Genomic DNA, 17,718 nt, shown 5'->3' on the forward strand with positions numbered 1-17,718 from the left:
GAATTGGTAGTCGATCATGTTTGGTAAAAGAGGTAGCGACGACGGCAGCCGGTTCACCCCGGAATTCCGTCAGCCGGCACCTGCGCCCGCCGCGCCGGCGGCGGCAAACCCTGCGGAAACGTCGGTTCTTGCCAAACCCGCGCCGCCGTTGCTTGGCACGTCCGCGGCCCCGCTCGCGCGCCGCGCTGTCGAGGCGCCGCCACTGGCACCGGAGCCAAAAAGGATCCAGCGCGAGAAGAGCGAAGCCTACTACGACACCAAGAGCCAGGTCTTCTCCGCGCTCATCGACACGATCGACCTGTCGCAGCTCGCCAAGCTCGATCCCGAAAGCGCGCGCGAAGAAATCCGCGACATCGTCAACGACATCATCGCGATCAAGAATTTTGCGATGTCGATCGCCGAACAGGAAGAACTGCTCGACGACATCTGCAATGACGTCCTGGGTTACGGGCCGCTGGAGCCATTGCTCGCCCGCGACGACATCGCCGATATCATGGTCAATGGTTCCAAGGACGTCTACATCGAGGTCAACGGGAAGGTCGAGCAGACCGGAATTCGTTTCCGCGACAACCAGCAGCTTCTCAACATCTGTCAGCGCATCGTCAGCCAGGTTGGCCGCCGCGTCGATGAATCGAGCCCGATCTGCGACGCACGCCTTCCCGATGGTTCCCGCGTCAACGTCATCGCGCCGCCGCTCGCCATCGACGGCACCGCTCTCACTATCCGCAAGTTCAAGAAGGACAAGCTGACGCTCGATCAGCTGGTCAAGTTCGGTGCCATTTCGCCGCATGGCGCCGAGATTCTCAAGATCATCGGCCGCGTCCGCTGCAACATCGTCATTTCGGGCGGCACCGGCTCGGGCAAGACGACGCTGCTCAACTGCCTGACCAACTATATCGACCGCGAGGAACGCGTCATCACCTGCGAGGACTCGGCCGAGCTGCAATTGCAGCAGCCGCATGTCGTGCGTCTGGAAACCCGCCCGCCCAACCTCGAGGGCGAGGGCGAGGTGACCATGCGCGACCTGGTCAAGAACTGCCTGCGCATGCGTCCCGAGCGTATCATCGTTGGCGAAGTGCGCGGACCCGAAGTGTTCGATCTTCTGCAGGCGATGAACACCGGTCATGACGGCTCGATGGGCACGATCCACTCGAACAGCCCGCGCGAATGCCTGAACCGTATCGAATCGATGATCGCGATGGGCGGCTACACGCTGCCGCAGAAGACCGTGCGTGAAATCGTGGTCGGTTCCGTGGACGTGATCATCCAGGCCGCTCGCCTGCGCGACGGATCGCGGCGTATCACCCACATCACCGAGGTGATCGGAATGGAGGGCGATGTCATCATCACGCAGGACATCGTCCTCTACAACATCAAAGGCGAGGATGCGAACGGCAGGCTGCTGGGCGAGCACGTGTCGACAGGCATCGGTCGTCCGCATTTCTGGGAGCGCGCCCGCTACTATGGCGAGGAACAGCGCCTCGCCAATGCGCTCGAGGCGATGGAGAAACGCGCTGACTGAAGCATTCGGAGGCGTAGGGGCCAGGATCGATGTTCGGAATTGACGGCACCGTATTGGCATTCATCGTGCTCGCCGGCTTCAGCGCCGGCGCGGTCGCCTATGCTTTTCTGTTCAATCGGATTAGCACCGAGAAGCAAGTCGGCAGGCGGCTTGAAACGATCAAGACTGCCGAGACGGATCGTGACGTCGTCAAGGCCTCGCGCGATCGCGTGGCGGAAGCGGCCAAGCGTCGCAAATCGGTCCAGGATTCGCTGAAGGATCTTGAGCAGAAGCAGAAAACCAACCAGAGCATCGTCAAGAAGCCGCCACTGAAGGCCCAGATCCGTCAGGCGGGCATGAAGGTCTCGCTCGAGCGCTTCTATCTCTACTCGGCCGTTTGCGGCGCCGTCCTGACGTTTCTTGCGTATTTCATCGGCGCGCCACTGCTTGTCTTGCCGGGTGCGCTGCTGGTCGGCACTCTCGGACTGCCACGCTGGTTCGTCTCGTTTTGCCGCGCGCGCCGGGTCAAGGCGTTCCTCAACGAATTTCCGAATGCGCTCGACATCATCGTGCGTGCGGTCAAATCCGGCCTGCCGCTGAACGACGCCGTCCGCCTGATCGCCAACGAATCTCCCGAACCGGTCAAGACCGAGTTCCGCCGCATCGTCGATTCGCAGCAGATGGGCCTGTCGATCCCCGACGCCAGCCTGCGTATGGCCGAAACAATGCCGTGCACGGAAGCGAGCTTCTTCGGCATCGTCATCCAGATCCAGTCCCAGGCCGGCGGCAATCTTTCGGAGGCGCTTGGCAATCTTTCGCGCGTGCTTCGCGACCGCAAGAAAATGAAGGCCAAGGTCCAGGCGCTGTCCATGGAAGCGAAGGCGTCCGCCGTGATCATCGGCGCGTTGCCTTTCGTCGTCGCCTTTCTCGTCTACCTGACAAGCCCGAACTATATCATGCCTCTGTTTACCACCAGCGCCGGCAATCTGATCCTCGGTTGCTCGGCGGTCTGGATGTCTATCGGCATCCTGGTGATGCGCAAGATGATGAACTTCGAAGTTTAGGATTTCGAGCGCATGACCGAAACTGTCGTCAAGACCCTTACCGACCCGGCATTCCTGATTGCCTTGCTGGTCGGCATCGCGGTGTTTGCGACCGTCTTCACGCTGCTGCCTGCTTTTGGTGGAAACCAGCTCAAGGCGCGCATGAAATCCGTAGCGCTGGAGCGCGACGAATTGCGCGCCAAGCAGCGTGCGCGGCTTGCCGTCGAGGCCGATCGCCGCCGTAAGGGCCTGCGCGAGCAACAGTCGATCGGCATGCGAAATATTGTCGACCGGCTGGACCTGAGACGCGCCCTTGCCGATGAAGGCACGTTGCAGAAACTCAAGGTGGCTGGCTTTCGCGGGCAGAATCCGCTGACGCGTTTCCTTTTCTTCCGTCTGGTCCTGCCCTTTATCGGCTTTGCGCTGGCCGCGATGTATCTGTTCGTGCTCGGAGGATTGCCGGAGCAGCCGCCTCTCATCAAACTGTTTGTCTGCGTCGTCGTCGCCTATGCGGGTTTTTACGCGCCGGTGCTTTACGTCAACAACCGCGCCACTAAGCGCAAGCAGTCGATCCAAATGGCGTGGCCGGACGCGCTCGATCTGATGCTGATCTGCGTCGAATCAGGCATGTCGGTTGAGGCGGCGTTTCGCAAGGTCGCGGACGAGATCGGCGCGCAATCGGTGGCGCTTGCCGAAGAGTTCATCCTGACCAATGCCGAACTTTCCTACTTGCAGGAACGCAAGCAGGCTTACGAGAACCTTGCAAGTCGCACCGGCCTGGAATCGGTCAAGTCGGTGTCGCAGGCGCTGGTCCAGGCTGAGCGCTACGGCACGCCGGTGGCGCATGCGCTGCGCGTGCTTGCCAGTGAAAGCCGCGACATGCGCATGAACGCCGCCGAGAAGAAGGCCGCGGCCTTGCCACCGAAGCTCACCGTGCCGATGATCCTGTTCTTCCTGCCGGTGCTGTTCGCCATCATTCTGGGTCCTGCAGGCATCCAGGTGAGCCAGCGCGGCATCTTCGGCGCCCCGTCGACATCCAGCGGCCAATAGCCTCGCCAAGGCGACAATACACGCAAAATCCGCGGTGCTGATGCACCGCGGCTTTGGAATTTCCGGCATGTCGACGAGTTGAGGGACTGGCCGGCAAAGCCGGCGCGGTCAGTTGGTGGCAGGCTTCGCCTTGTCCTGGTCCTTGAGCTGGCTCCAGGCGTTCTGCTGGGCGAGCATCTGGCGAAGGTAAGCCACGTTCGCTTGCGCCTGTTCGGCCGAGAGCTCCTGCGAAGCGATTTTCTCGGCTTCGTCGAAACGACCCTGCAGGCCGACGACCAACGCCAGGTTCTGGCGGACGCGGCTGTCGGCGTTCGGCTGCTGGGCGGCCGAGCGCATAAAGGTTTCGGCCGTGCGCAGGTCACCTTCCAGCACATAGGACATGCCGAGATTTGAAAGGATCGAAGGTTCGTTCGGCTTGAGGTCCAGCGCCTTGCGATAATCCTGGCGCGCCTCGTCTCTCTGGCCAAGCTGGTCGAGAATCGCGGCTTCCGCCGACACCAGTTTCCAGTCCGGATATTCCGGCGTCTGCGCGCGGCGCACGGCGTCGAGCGCCGGCTCGAACTGGCCGTTGGCGGCGAGCGCCTTGCCATAGGCGGCAAGCACGTCGCGGTCTTTCGGCAAGGCGATCGCCAGCTTGCGCATCACGGCGAGCGACTGGTCGGCGTCGCCATCCATTTGCAGCGCCGCCGCGTAATTCGTCGCGATCCGCTTGTCGTTGGGGTTTTTGGCGTAGGACTGACCGAGCGCTGCTGTCGCATTGTGCAACTCGCTGGCCGACATGGTTTCCAGTGGTTTGCCGCTGGAGCGCGAGATGGAACCGGTCGTCAACTTGCTGGTTCCGCAGCCGGCGACGCTGGCCGCAAGCGCCATCATAAACGCCGTGGTGATCAGCCGCTTTCCCGTGGCGTTCATCTTGCGGTTGGTCGGCATCTGCACCAGGCCTCCATTCATAGACGTGGCCATTACGTGGCCATCTTCCCTCCCGCAGAAATATTCTGTTAACCCTAACGGACAGTTAAGAAGCGCCGACTCGAACGCCGGAGACCATCGAATGCCTGTCGAACTCGTCGAGAGAAAACTGAAGACCGCGCTGCCGGTCCATCTGGTGGCGAAGGATAGGCTGGATGCGGCAGGTCTTCCGCCATCCACGATCGCCTGGGCCAGGGCCAACGGCTTTTCCGGTGAGGCAGGCAGGACACTGGCCGTGCCCAGCGAAAACGGCGCGCTGGCCGGAGCCCTGTTCGGCCTCGGCGATGGTGAAAGCGCGCTTGCCCTCGGCGCGTTGGCGCGAGCCTTGCCGGAGGGCGACTGGCATTTCGTCTCCACATTGGCCGAGCCGGACCTTGCGGCAATAGCGCTGGTTCTCAGTGGTTATGTCTTCACCCGCTACGGCAAGAAGCCCGGCAAGGCGCTGCGTTTTTCGCTGCCGTCCGGCGCTGAAGCGGCTTATGTTCGTCGTATCGCCGATGGCGTTTTCCTGACGCGCGATCTGGTCAATACGCCGACCAGCGATATGGGGCCGGACGATTTGGAGGCGGCTGTCCGGACCTTGGCCAAAAAGCACAAGGCCGAAGTGTCGGTGACCAAGGGCGACGATCTGCTCAAGAAGAATTTCCCGATGATCCATGCGGTCGGCCGCGCATCGGTCGGCGCGCCGCGCCTGATCGACATGATTTGGGGGCCGAAGAACGCCCCGAAGGTGACGCTGGTCGGCAAGGGCGTCTGCTTCGACACGGGCGGTCTCGACATCAAGCCCTCCTCGGGCATGCTCTTGATGAAGAAGGACATGGGTGGCGCCGCCAACGTATTGGGCCTTGCCTCCATGATCATGGCCGCTGGCCTGAAGATCCGGCTGCGTGTGCTGATCCCGGCGGTCGAGAATTCGATCGCCGGCAACGCCTTCCGGCCCGGCGACGTGCTGGCGAGCCGCAAGGGCATCACCGTGGAGGTCGGCAACACCGATGCCGAGGGACGGCTGGTGCTGGCGGATGCCTTGGCGCTGGCCGACGACGACGAGCCGCAACTGCTGATCGACATGGCGACCCTGACGGGGGCTGCTCGCGTCGCGCTCGGCCCCGACCTGCCGCCTTTCTACACCGGCGATGAAGCGCTGGCGTCCGATCTTGCTGCGGCCTCCGTCGCGATCGAGGATCCGCTGTGGCGCATGCCGCTGTGGAAGCCCTATGACGCAAAGCTGTCGTCGAAGATCGCCGACATCAACAACGTCACGTCTGACGGGTTCGCCGGCTCGATCACGGCGGCGCTGTTCCTGAAGCGCTTCGTCGAGAAGAGCGCCGGCTGGGCGCATTTCGACATCTTCGCCTGGAACCCGTCCGATCGTCCGTACGGTCTCGCCGGCGGTGAGGCGCAAGGCATCCGGGCGCTGGAAAGGGTCATCTCGAAACGCTACGCCTGACGGTTGCTGTCCGACAGGAAATTCTCGAGACTGAAACGGAACCGAAACAATTTGCCGTCATGTTGGCCGGATGTCGATTTCCATGCGCCCGAGCCAGGCCTTGCGACTGTGGCAGCAGGTGATGCTGTCCCAGGTGCGCGACGATACGCCGGACCTTACCATGCGCCAGACGGCGATCCTGTTCACCATCTATCTCGACCCGCCGCCGCACACGGTGCGCGGGCTCGCTGCCCGGCTCAATGTCACCAAGCCGGTGATTACCCGCGCGCTCGACACAATGGGCGCGCTGAAGCTGGTTTCGCGCCATCGCGACGAGCTCGACAAGCGCAACGTGCTGGTCAAGCGCACTGTCGAAGGTGCTCTCTTTGTCGAGCGCTTCGGCGATGTTATCATCGCCAGAGCCCAGGAATTGCCCATCTGACCGAGTTGCCGATTTGAACGAGTTGCCGATTTGACCGCCAGGGATGCCCGCCTCCACGCCTTCCGTTCCGATCTCGCTGATGTCAGGCTGAAAGGCGAGGTCGCCGCCGATCGCTTCGTCGCCGGACGGCCAGCGCGTATATCAGCTTCAGTGGCCGATATCCGCAAGGCGCCGCGCCCGGATGCCGGCGTCGACACGCAGCTTCTGTTCGGCGACGACGTCCTCGTCTTCGAGGACGTTGAGGGCTGGGCCTGGATCCAGGCCGAGCGCGATGGCTATGTCGGCTATGTCGCCGACACCGTGCTGGGGGCGCGAGGCCATACGCCCACCCATGTCGTCTCGGTGCCGCGCACCTTCCTTTATCCCGGACCGGATTTGCGGTTTCCGTCGAACGGACAGCTCTCGATGGGATCGGCGGTAACGGTGACGGGCGCGGCTGAAACACGCGGTACGCACTATGCGCTGCTGCCATCCGGCGAGGCGGTCATATCGGGCCATTTGCGGCCCTTGAACAAACCAGCTGCCGACTATGTCGCGGTCGCGGAAACCTTTCTCGGCACACCCTATCTGTGGGGCGGCGCCTCCGGCTTCGGCATCGATTGTTCCGGCCTCGTGCAACTGGCGATGCACATGGCCGGCAGGCAAGTGCTGCGCGACACCGACATGCAGGCGGCGACCATCGGTGAGCCGCTCGACCCGGACCGGGATTCTGCCGGGTTGCGGCGCGGCGACCTGGTGTTTTGGAAAGGCCATGTCGCTGTTATGACCGACCCAGAAACGATGATCCATGCCAACGGCCACACCATGCTGGTCTCGCGTGAAGGGTTCAGAGAAGCCGTCGCCCGCATCGGCTATCTCTATGGCGGCCCGACGGGGTTTCGGCGGCCTTAGCCGTCTTCCTTCACGAGCGAAATAGCGACGCGATCACCTTTTGTTCCGATTCTTCTTGGCGATCGCGCGCCGCCGCGCTACCTCTGGCGGGTGACAGAGCAGCCGCGTCTCGCCGAACAGAATGCCGCCGTGCACTTGCCCGAGCCATTCCTCAGATGGTTCGCGGAAAAGAGATGGTCGCCGCGCGCACATCAGATCGAATTGCTGGCGACTGCCGAAGCCGGGCAGTCGGTGCTGCTGATCGCGCCGACCGGCGCCGGCAAGACGCTGGCCGGGTTCTTGCCCTCGTTGACCGAGCTGGCCGGCCGGCCAAGGAGAAGACCGGGGCAGGCGCGCAGCGGCATCCACACGCTCTACATCTCGCCGCTGAAAGCGCTGGCCGTCGACATCGAGCGCAACCTCGGCAAGCCAGTAGAAGAGATCGGGCTGCCTGTTACCATCGAGACGCGCACCGGCGACACGCCCGCGCATAAGCGCCAGCGGCAAAAGCTGGTGCCGCCCGACATTCTGCTGACCACGCCCGAGCAACTGGCGCTACTGATCGCCGCACCCGACGCCAGGCGCTTCTTCGAGGACCTGCACTACGTCGTGCTCGACGAATTGCATTCGCTGGTGACGTCGAAGCGCGGGCATCTCCTGTCGCTCGGGCTGGCCCGGCTGCGATCCTTTGTTCCCGGCTTGCAGACGATCGGCCTTTCGGCGACGGTCGCCGAGCCCGACGAATTGCGGCGCTGGCTGGTTAGCCAGAATCCACCGGGCGGCATGGCCGAATTGATCGTCGTCACCGGCGGCGCCAAGCCCGAGATCTCCATTCTTGACTCGGAGGAGCGCGTGCCGTGGGCCGGACATTCGGCCCGCTACGCGACGCCGGAGATCTATAGCGAGATCAAGCGACACAAGACGACCCTGCTGTTCGTCAACACGCGCAGTCAGGCCGAGCTGTTGTTTCAGGAACTGTGGCGGGTCAATGAGGACACCTTGCCGATCGCGCTGCATCACGGCTCGCTCGATGTTGCCCAGCGCCGCCGCGTCGAAAAAGCCATGGGCGAGAATGCCTTGCGCGCCATCGTCGCCACCTCGACGCTCGACCTCGGCATCGACTGGGGCGATGTCGACCTGGTTGTGCATGTCGGCGCGCCGAAAGGCGCGAGCCGGCTGGCGCAGCGCATCGGCCGCGCCAACCACCGCATGGATGAGCCGTCGAAGGCCATCCTGATCCCGGCCAACCGCTTCGAGGTGCTGGAATGCCGGGCGGCGCTCGACGCCAATTATCTCGGCGCCCAGGACACGCCGCCGCTGGTCAATGGCGGGCTCGACGTGCTGGCGCAGCATGTGCTTGGTTGCGCCTGCGGCGCGCCATTTCTTGCCGATACTTTGTTCGAGGAGGTACGAACGGCTGCACCTTATGCCAGCCTCGATCGGCCGACATTCGACCGCGTTATCGATTTCGTCGCCACCGGCGGCTATGCGCTGAAGAACTATGAGCGCTACGCCCGTATCCGCCTGAACAAGGACGGGCTGTGGCGCGTGTCCAACCCTCGTGTTGCCCAGCAGTACCGGTTGAATGTCGGCACCATCATCGAGGTGCCGGCGCTCAACGTGCGTTATATTAAGGCCGGCAGCAAGGGCTCTGCCTCGCGCGGCGGTCGCGTCCTCGGCAAGATCGAGGAGGCGTTCCTTGAAACGCTGACGCATGGCGACACGTTCATGTTTGCCGGCAAAGTACTGCGCTTCGAGGGCATCCGCGAGAATGAGTGCTTCGTATCGAATGCACCCGGCAGCGACGCCAAGGTGCCATATTATGGCGGCGGCAAATTCCCGCTTTCGACCTACCTCGCTGAGCAGGTCCGCATCATGCTGGATGACCCGCAGCGCTGGAAGAAGCTGCCGGAACAGGTGGCCGACTGGCTACGTTTCCAGGCCGACAAATCGGTACTGCCGAAACGCGATGACCTGCTGATCGAGACCTTTCCGCGCGGCAACCGGCACTACCTGGTGGCCTATCCGTTCGAGGGCAGGCTGGCGCACCAGACGCTCGGCATGCTGCTCACCCGCCGTCTCGACAGGGCGGGCGCCAGGCCGCTCGGCTTCGTCGCCACCGACTATGCACTTGCCATATGGTCGCTGGCCGATATGGGCAGGATGTTCCGGGCGAAGAAGCCTTCGCTCAGTGAACTTTTCGACCAAGACATGCTGGGCGACGATCTCGAAGCCTGGCTGGCCGGCAGCTGGCTCTTGAAGCGCACCTTCCGCAACTGCGCGCTGATCTCGGGGCTGATCGAAAAACGCCATCCGGGCCAGGAGAAAAGCGGCCGCCAGGTCACTGTGTCGACCGACCTCATTTACGACGTTCTGCGCAGCCATGAGCCGGACCACATCCTGCTGCAGGCGACGCGTGCCGATGCGGCCACCGGTCTGCTGGATGTCAGCAGACTTGCCGAGATGCTCTCGCGCATCCAGGGACGAATCGTGCATAAGAACCTCGAACAGATCTCGCCGCTCGCCGTGCCGATCATGCTCGAGATCGGCAAGATGCCGGTGCATGGCGAGGCCGATGATACACTGCTGATGGATGCGGCAACGCTGGTCGAGGAAGCCATGGGGACGAAATGACGCGCGCGCTGGCCATGCCTGCACCCCTGGCGGATGCCGATTTTATCGGCATCGCCGGCGAGCGCGCGATCTGCGATCGGCGCGGCGTGCTCTACTTTCCCGAGCTGAAATTGCTGGCGGTGTCGGATCTGCATCTGGAAAAGGGATCGTCGCTAGCACGGCGCGGTACGTTGATCCCGCCTTATGATACCGGTGCGACGTTGTTGCGGCTGCAGGCGGTGATATCAGACTACCAGCCGGCGATCGTCATCAGCCTCGGCGACAGCTTTCATGATGGCGGCGGCGCGTCGCGCATGCACTCAAGCTTTCGCGAGCGGCTGGAAGGACTGATGGCCGGCCGCGACTGGTTCTGGGTTGCCGGCAACCATGACCCGGACGCGCCGGCCGACTTGCCCGGCGAGACGGTGCGCGAGCTGGCCATAGGCTCTCTGCTGTTCCGGCATGAACCTTCGGCAGTGAGAGTGGAAGGCGAGATCGCCGGCCATCTGCATCCGTGCGCCCGCATCGTGCAGCGCGGCCGCTCGGTGCGGCGGCGCTGCTTTGCCGGCGATGGCGGCCGCATGATCATGCCGGCCTTCGGCGCCTATACCGGCTCGCTCAATGTGCTCGACCGCGCCTATGCCGGGCTGTTCCGCCGCGAAACGCTGATGGCCTATATGCTCGGCACGGAGCGCATCTTCGCGATTTCCCGCTCAATGCTGAGGCCCGGCTGAGACCGCTACCGGCCGTAGTACAAGGTGACGGTGTGCTTCGCCTCGGCGAAAAACAGCCAGCGTTCGACCAGCATGCCGGCGAATTGAGTGATTGCGGCGAGCGCCGACAGCACCGCCGCATAGGGCCATGGCAAGGCGAACGCGGCAATCAGCAGTAAGGCGGGCAGCGCGAAGGCCAGCACTTGTGTGATCTGACGCAGCCGCGCCTTGTGCTTGCGTGCGATGCGAAAGCCCATCTCCTTGAGCAGGTAATTCTCCTCGGTGTGCGGCCATTCCAGCGACCGCACCGTGCCGCCGACAAGGCCGGTCGCGGTGTTGGCATTGGTCGGGATTTCCAGCCTGTCATTGTATCGCCAGGTTGCCAGCTTCCAGCCCCAGCCGAGCACGGTCAGCAGCACGCAACCTGCCAGCACGATGATCGAGCCGATGGCGAAACCCTGCAGCAGCGCGTTGAGCAGCACGCTGCCGCTCATCGCCGAAAAGATCAAATAACCAGGCAGGGTGAAGCGGCTGTGCCATTGAGCGATCGGCTTGAGCGACGCATAGATCATGCCGGTGGTGCAGACGGTGACGACCGCGCCGATGGCAGCCAGCAGCCCAGCGACAGCCACCCAGCCGTTCGTACGGCCGAGGAACACCCACCCGATGGCGAAAAACCCCGCCGGTACGAAGGTCGCAACCGACGCGACGCCTTCGCGCGACAGCCATGAGCTGCGCCATTGCGAGAAGGCGCGCCAGGCGCGTTCGGGCCGGCCGAGATGGCCGGCCGATGACAGCAGGCCGGCCGAGATCAGGCCGAGCGCCAGCCCCATACTGACCAAACCGAGCCAGAAATTGGGCGGGACGAACCCCAGTCCGGCCAGCGCGCCAAGCAGCGCGAGCAGGCCGTAGCCGGCGCCCGTGGCGGTGGTGAAAAAGACGACGGAGAAAGCTGGATGCATGAGGTCGGTTGCTGGTCAGTGCGAAAGCATGCGGTCGACCCAGCCAAGGAAACCGCCTTCGGCCCGCACCGGTTCGAGCGCCCGTGCCGGCACCGATGCGGCGCGTGTGGTATGGGCGCGCGGCGGCAAATATTTGTTGGTCGGGTGATAGCCGAGTTCGGGCATCAGATCGACGCCGCCACGTTCGGCCACCAATAGCGAGATCGCCGACGCCGGGTCGCCGAGATCGCCGAAATGTCGCGCGCTGGTTGGGCAGGCGGCTACGCAGGCCGGCACTCGGTCTTCTTCAGCCAGATTGTCGTTGTAGATGCGGTCGACACACAGCGTGCATTTCTTCATGACGCCGACATCGGTGTCGAATTCGCGCGCGCCATAAGGGCAGGCCCAGCTGCATAATTTGCAGCCGATGCACTTGTCCTCGTCGACCAGCACGATGCCGTCCGAGGCCCGCTTGTAGGAGGCTCCGGTCGGGCAGACGGTGACGCAGGCCGGTGTCTCGCAATGCAGGCAGGAGCGTGGGAAATTGACCGTTCGCCCACCCATCTCGGTCATGTGCTCGTAGCTGTGCACGCGGTTGAACCAGACCCCGTCGGCGTCGCCGCCATAAGGATCGATGTCGGTCAGCGGCGCCATGTGGCCGCCGGTGTTCCATTCCTTGCAGGCGGTGACGCAGGCCTGACAGCCGACACAGGTGTCGAGATCGATGACGAGGCCGAGCTTCTTGTCGGTTTGGGCGGGAAGGCAGGTCATGATCTGGAAGCTTCTCTTTCCCGGCGAAACTCGGCGCCGAAACTTAGCTTGTCGGGCGAGGGTTCGAAATGCGGCGGTTGCCGGAACCGCTCGAACTGCGGCTCGGTGAAGCCGGCTTCCTCGGCCGCGCATTTGACGATGCGGACGCGCAGGTCGAACCAGGCCGCCTGGCCGGTCACTGGATCGGAATTCGAATAGCGCCTGCCATTGGCATCGGCAGAAGTCTGGTCGCCGATGATATGGTTGAGCAGGAAGCCACGATTGGATTCAGCGGCGTCGTCCTTCAGCCCCCAGCTGCCGCGCCGCTTGCCGATCGCGTTCCAGGTCCAGACCGTATCCGCGTTGACGCCGTCGACCAGCTTGATCTGTCCCTTGACCTTGCCGTTGATGCTCTCGATCCAAACCCAGTCGTCGTCGACAAGGCCGAGGCCGGCGGCGGTCCGGTTGTGCACGAACAGCCGGTTCTGGCTGGTGATCTGCCTGAGCCAAGCGTTCTGCGAGCCCCAGGAATGATACATGTGCATTGGCCGCTGCGTCAGCGCATGCAGCGGATAGATCTGCGTGTCGACAGCCGCTTCCTCGAAGGGCGCGTACCAGAACGGCAGCGGGTCCATATAGGTCTCGATGCGGCTGCGCTCCGTCTCCGGCGGCAGCACCCGCCCATGGCCGCGCGCGGCGAGGCGAAACCGCTGGATCGGTTCGCAATAGAGCTGGAAGACGATCGGCTCGGCTTTCGGGATGAAGCCCATGTTCTCGGCGAAGTCGAGATAGGAGCGGTTGGCCATCTTGTAGTAGCGCTGGTCGTCCGCAAAATCATGGTGCCAGAAGCCGCCATTGTCGATGTAGCGCTGCAGCTGGTCGGGATTGGCCTCGCCCTTGCCGGTCAAGGTTCCGTCCTTGCCGCGCCAGCCGGCGAGCGGGCCGATGCCCGGCGTGCGCTGGTGATTGACGATATAATCGGCGTAATCGCGGTATTTGGCCGAGCCGTCGTCATCGACGAAGCCGGGCAGGCCAAGCCGCGCGCCGAGCTCGATCAGCACCGTCTGGAACGGGCGGACGTCGCGGTCTGGCTCGACGACGGGATGGCGGATGGCGTCACCCGGCCCGTCGGCATGGCTGATTGGCCGGTCGAGCAGGCTGATGCAGTCATGCCTTTCGAGATACGTGGTGTCGGGAAGCACGAGATCGGCGAACGGCACGGTCTCGGAATAATAGGCGTCGGAATAGATGATGAAGGGGATCTTGTAGTTTCCGGCCTCGTCGCTGTCGGTCAGCATCGCCATCGTCTCGACGGTGTTCATCGACGAGTTCCAGGCCATGTTGGACATATACATCATCAGCGTGTCGATCTTGTAGGGATCTCCGGCCCAGGCGTTGCGGATGACCGAGTGCATAAGGCCGTGCGCGGCAAGCGGTGCATCCCAAGAATAGGCCTTGTCGATACGAACAGGCGTGCCTGCGTCATCGACCAGCAGATCGTCCGGTCCGCAGACGAAGCCGAGCGGCATGCCTTCAAGCGGCGTCATCGGCCTGACGTCCTTGCCCGCCGGCTTCGGCCCCGGCGGCGCCGACCGGGGATAGGGCGGCTTGAAGCGAAACCCGCCCGGAACGTCCACCGTGCCGAGAAGCACCTGGAGCAGGTGGATGGCGCGGCAGGTGTGAAACCCGTTCGAATGGGCCGAGATGCCGCGCATCGCATGCATCGACACCGGCCGGCCCTTGATCGTCTCGTGCCGGCGGCCGGCCCAGTCGGTCCACGCCACCGGCAGTTCGATTGCTTGCTCGAAGGCGACATGCGCCAGTTCGGCGGCGATCCGACGAATGGTGTCGCCTGAAACGCCGCAGCGTTCGGCAACCGCATCGGGAGAATAGCTCTCATGCAGATAGCGGTCGGCGATGAGCTGGAAGACCGGCACGCAGCGGCGGCCGTCGATCGTGAAGTTGCCGGTCAGCGTCGGCTTTGCATCGGCATCTGTGGCGTTGACGGGCGTCTTCGCTACCCTGTCCCAAGCCAGCGGATCGCCGTCGCTGTCGCGCGCGAAAAGCCCGTCATCGGCAGCACCCGGCTCCTGGATGATGAGGACATGGGCGTTGGTGTAACGCAGCAAATAATCGAGATCGACACGGCCAGCCTTCAGCAGTTCGTGGATGAGGGCAAACACGAACAGGCCGTCGGTGCCGGGCCGAATGCCGATCCAGTCATCGGCGATGGCGTTGTAGCCGGTGCGGCACGGATTGATCGAAACCACCTTGGCGCCGCGCGCCTTGAGCTTGCCGAGGCCGATCTTGATCGGATTGGAATCGTGGTCTTCGGCAACGCCGAACAGCATGAAGTATCTGGTGTTGTCCCAATCGGGCTCGCCAAACTCCCAGAACGAGCCGCCGATCGTATAGAGCCCGCCGGCCGCCATATTGACCGAGCAGAACCCGCCATGGGCGGCGAAATTCGGCGTGCCGTACTGGCTCGCCCACCAGCCGGTCAAGGATTGCGACTGGTCGCGCCCGGTGAAGAAGGCGAGTTTCTTCGGATCGGTCCGGCGGATTTTCGAAAGCCGTTCCGTCGCGATCGAGAACGCTTCCTCCCACTCGATCTCGCGAAACTCTCCCGAGCCACGCGGACCTGTACGCAGCAATGGCTTCTTCAACCGGGCCGGACTGTAGTGCTGCATGATGCCGGCGCTGCCCTTGCCGCACAGCACGCCGCGGTTAACGGGATGGTCCTTGTTGCCGTTGATGTAGCGGACCTTGCCGCCCTTGATGTGGACGTCGATGCCGCAGCGGCAGGCGCACATATAGCAAGTGGTCTTGGCGATGCTGTCGGAGACATCAGGCGAAGTGTCGACGCCATCGCCTTCGTCGGGCGCGCGCGTGTCGGCAAGCGGCCGTTGCGACGGTGCGGAATTGGCGCCGCGCGGCGGTCCGTTCGTCATGATCTACTTTTGCGGTCCGAGTGTTTGGCTCGCGTTTTTGGCCCGGGGCCGCGCATGTAATGCTCTTCCGGATGATAGCTGTCGCCGGTGAGCCGCCGCCGGAGGCCGCGCGTCCAATGGGCAAACAGGGATTTGAATCGCCCGATCACTTTCTGCCCTTTGCGGGTTGGCCGCGATATTTTTCCAATTTCGTCCAAAAACTTAGAACAAAATGATCGATCCGTCTAACAAGTTGCTCTTGTAATTCCAATCGAATTTGTTTCTTAATTTTCTCATGACCCTGGACCAATTGCGGATCTTCGTTGCTGTCGCCGAACGGGGGCATATGACCAAGGCGGCCGAGCTGCTGGGCATTTCCCAGTCGGCGGCGTCGGCCGCCATCCGCTCACTCGAGCAGCAGCACGGCGTCCAGCTGTTCAACCGGGTCGGCCGCAACATCGAGCTTGCGCAGACCGGGCGCAGGTTCCTGCCCGAAGCCAAGGCCGTGCTCGAACGGGCGGCTGCCGCCCACAATGTGCTGGAGCACGTCTCGCAGACAATTACCGGCAGTCTTTCGATCGCCGCCAGCCAGACTATCGCCAGCTACTGGCTGCCGCGCCGGCTGGCCTCTTTCCACGAGGCCTATCCCGCCGTCAGGCTGAGCGTGACCATCGGCAACACCAGACAGGTCGAGACCAATGTCTTGGACGGAACGGCGGATTTTGGCCTGGTAGAGGGGCGCACTGATTCCGACATATTGCGGCGCGCCAAGGTCGATGTGGATCGCCTAGTGCTGGTCGTGGCGCACTCTCATCCCGAGATCGCTGAAGTCTCGCAAGGGCATCCCGATATCAGGGAGCTCCGGTGGATCATCAGGGAAGGCGGATCGGGCACCCGCGAGGTGCTGGAAGATCTTGCCCGCCGCGAAGGGATCTCGTTCGCGGACCTCAGGATATTCCTGGTGCTGCCGAGCAACGAGGCGGTCCGCCAAGCGGTCGAGGCCGGCGCCGGCGCCACCATCATTTCGGAGCTCGTCGTCGCCCGCGCGGTCGCCGAAGGCAGCTTGCGGTCCGTGCCGATCGATCTGCCGAAGCGCGATTTCGCGATGATCACGCATCGTGACCGGCAGGCAAGTCTGGCCCAAATGGCGCTCAAGGCGCATCTGGGCGAGAAGGCCGGCGAGACCGTCCGGGGCTAAGCTGGATCAGCCGAATTTCCGCTGCGCGTCGAGCGCCAGCCCAAGCCCGACCGAGCCGAACATGTCGCCTTCGATGACGGACGCCTGCGGCACCAAGGCTAGTATCTGTTGCTTTGCCAGCGGGATGGCGGTCGATCCGCCGGTCAGGAACACCGCGGTGATGTCGGACGGTTTCACCTGCGCGTCACGGATGGTCTCACCGACCGTCGCGGCAACCCGTTCGATGTCCCTGGCGATCGTGGCCTCAAGACCGTCGCGCGAAATTTCTGCCGTGAATTCCACTCCCGTCAGCGCGACCACGACATCGGCGGACAATTGCTCCGTCAGCTCGATCTTGGCCTTTTCGACCAAAGCGGCCAGCGCATGCCCGTAACGATGCTCGACGATATGGATGAAACGGTCGACTAGGTCGGCGCGTTCAGCCTCGTAGCGGATCTGGCGCAGATGCGTCATCGCCCGGGCGGTGTAGACCAGATTGATGCGCTGCCATGTCGCCAGATCGATGAAGTAGCTGGCCGGCAAGTTGCGCTTGCCGTCCTTGGTCGGCGAGAGATAGCCGAGCTGCGGCATCACATGGGCGATGCTCAGCAGCCGGTCGAAGTCGGTGCCGCCGATGTGGATGCCTCGGCTCGCCAGAATGTCGTCCTTGCGATCGAGGGAGCGGGCGCGCTGCGGCGAGACCCGCACGATCGAGAAGTCGGAAGTGCCGCCGCCCATGTCGACGATCAGCGCCAGTTCTTCCCGCGTGACCTTCTGCTCGTAGTCGAGCGCCGCCGCGATCGGCTCGAACTGTAATGCAATATGCTTGAAGCCCTGGGCGCGCGCCGCGTTTTCGAGTTCGCCTTCGGCCTTGGCATCGGCCTCGGCATCGTCGTCGACGAATTGCACCGGCCGGCCGAGCACCACGCTCTCGACCACGTCGCCGGCATCCTCTTCCAGCCTTTTCCTGAGATGGCCGACGAACAGACCGATGATCTCGGTAAAGGCGATCGACCGTGCCTTGATCCGCGTCTTTTCATGGACAAGCGAACTGCCGAGCACGCTCTTCAGCGAGCGCATCAGGCGACCTTCGATGCTGTCGGTATAGTTGGCGATGGCGCTGCGCCCGAAATAGGTGCGGTTGTCCTCGAAGTTGAAGAACACGGCGCTGGGCAGCGTGACCTGGCCGTCTTCCAGGGCCACAAGCCGCGGCTGCCCGTTTCTGACCACGCCCACGGTGGAATTTGACGTGCCGAAATCGATACCGCCGAATGCTGGTCGCATCGCAAGATC

Annotated in this window: 14 protein-coding genes; 9 read left to right on the forward strand and 5 right to left on the reverse strand. The window is 63.3% G+C overall.

From position 1 onward, the window contains the following. Positions 1-16: 16 nt before the first annotated feature. Genes EOC93_RS00270 through EOC93_RS00280 form a run of 3 tightly spaced genes read left to right on the forward strand, consistent with a single transcriptional unit; the run spans position 17 to position 3,594 of the window. Positions 17-1,522 carry a CpaF family protein gene (locus EOC93_RS00270; RefSeq protein ID WP_126103728.1) on the forward strand — a complete coding sequence of 502 codons (1,506 nt, stop codon included), beginning with the start codon at positions 17-19 and terminating at the stop codon, positions 1,520-1,522. Positions 1,523-1,551: 29 nt separating this feature from the next. Continuing rightward, positions 1,552-2,565: a type II secretion system F family protein gene (locus tag EOC93_RS00275; protein ID WP_126103727.1), complete on the forward strand. Its 1,014-nt coding sequence runs from the start codon at positions 1,552-1,554 to the stop codon at positions 2,563-2,565. A gap of 12 nt (positions 2,566-2,577) precedes the next feature. Continuing rightward, entirely contained in the window at positions 2,578-3,594 is a 1,017-nt protein-coding gene (locus EOC93_RS00280) for a type II secretion system F family protein (RefSeq protein WP_126103726.1), read from the forward strand. 108 nt (positions 3,595-3,702) lie between these two features. Here EOC93_RS00280 and EOC93_RS00285 read toward each other — a convergent pair whose 3' ends face one another. After that, positions 3,703-4,524 (reverse strand): tetratricopeptide repeat protein, encoded by an 822-nt coding sequence (locus EOC93_RS00285; RefSeq protein WP_127203600.1) that lies wholly within the window; start codon positions 4,522-4,524, stop codon positions 3,703-3,705. A 121-nt stretch (positions 4,525-4,645) separates the two neighbouring features. Between EOC93_RS00285 and EOC93_RS00290 the strand changes: the two genes are divergently transcribed. The 5 genes from EOC93_RS00290 (at position 4,646) to pdeM (ending at position 10,648) form a co-directional block, all read left to right on the forward strand. Continuing rightward, positions 4,646-6,010: a leucyl aminopeptidase family protein gene (locus EOC93_RS00290; RefSeq protein ID WP_127203555.1), complete on the forward strand. Its 1,365-nt coding sequence runs from the start codon at positions 4,646-4,648 to the stop codon at positions 6,008-6,010. 70 nt (positions 6,011-6,080) lie between these two features. Continuing rightward, positions 6,081-6,431, forward strand: a complete 351-nt coding sequence (locus EOC93_RS00295; protein ID WP_095487941.1) for a MarR family winged helix-turn-helix transcriptional regulator — start codon at positions 6,081-6,083, stop codon at positions 6,429-6,431. Between the two features lie 30 nt (positions 6,432-6,461). After that, positions 6,462-7,322, forward strand: a complete 861-nt coding sequence (locus EOC93_RS00300) for an NlpC/P60 family protein (RefSeq protein ID WP_095487943.1) — start codon at positions 6,462-6,464, stop codon at positions 7,320-7,322. A gap of 90 nt (positions 7,323-7,412) precedes the next feature. Next, positions 7,413-9,935, forward strand: a complete 2,523-nt coding sequence (locus EOC93_RS00305) for a ligase-associated DNA damage response DEXH box helicase (RefSeq protein ID WP_127203556.1) — start codon at positions 7,413-7,415, stop codon at positions 9,933-9,935. After that, a complete protein-coding gene (pdeM, locus tag EOC93_RS00310) occupies positions 9,932-10,648 on the forward strand; it encodes a ligase-associated DNA damage response endonuclease PdeM (protein ID WP_126103722.1) in 717 nt (238 codons plus the stop codon). Before EOC93_RS00305 ends, pdeM begins: the two co-directional genes overlap by 4 nt. Before the next feature lie 5 nt (positions 10,649-10,653). On the opposite strand, the gene EOC93_RS00315 is transcribed toward pdeM, so the two are convergent. Genes EOC93_RS00315 through EOC93_RS00325 form a run of 3 tightly spaced genes read right to left on the reverse strand, consistent with a single transcriptional unit; the run spans position 10,654 to position 15,269 of the window. Continuing rightward, positions 10,654-11,589 (reverse strand): DmsC/YnfH family molybdoenzyme membrane anchor subunit, encoded by a 936-nt coding sequence (locus tag EOC93_RS00315; RefSeq protein WP_127203557.1) that lies wholly within the window; start codon positions 11,587-11,589, stop codon positions 10,654-10,656. A 15-nt stretch (positions 11,590-11,604) separates the two neighbouring features. Further along, the gene (locus EOC93_RS00320; RefSeq protein ID WP_127203558.1) at positions 11,605-12,339 is read right to left on the reverse strand and encodes a 4Fe-4S dicluster domain-containing protein; all 735 of its coding nucleotides are present in this window, start codon (positions 12,337-12,339) and stop codon (positions 11,605-11,607) included. After that, positions 12,336-15,269, reverse strand: a complete 2,934-nt coding sequence (locus tag EOC93_RS00325) for a molybdopterin oxidoreductase family protein (RefSeq protein ID WP_127203559.1) — start codon at positions 15,267-15,269, stop codon at positions 12,336-12,338. Before EOC93_RS00325 ends, EOC93_RS00320 begins: the two co-directional genes overlap by 4 nt. Before the next feature lie 274 nt (positions 15,270-15,543). On the opposite strand from EOC93_RS00325, the gene EOC93_RS00335 reads away from it, so the two are divergent. Continuing rightward, a complete protein-coding gene (locus EOC93_RS00335; RefSeq protein ID WP_127203560.1) occupies positions 15,544-16,446 on the forward strand; it encodes a LysR substrate-binding domain-containing protein in 903 nt (300 codons plus the stop codon). 6 nt (positions 16,447-16,452) lie between these two features. Here EOC93_RS00335 and EOC93_RS00340 read toward each other — a convergent pair whose 3' ends face one another. Beyond that, entirely contained in the window at positions 16,453-17,709 is a 1,257-nt protein-coding gene (locus EOC93_RS00340; protein ID WP_127203561.1) for an Hsp70 family protein, read from the reverse strand. Positions 17,710-17,718: the final 9 nt, after the last annotated feature.

The sequence above is a fragment of the Mesorhizobium sp. M6A.T.Ce.TU.002.03.1.1 genome, assembly GCF_003997275.1.
GTDB classification, from domain to species: Bacteria; Pseudomonadota; Alphaproteobacteria; order Rhizobiales; family Rhizobiaceae; genus Mesorhizobium; species Mesorhizobium mediterraneum.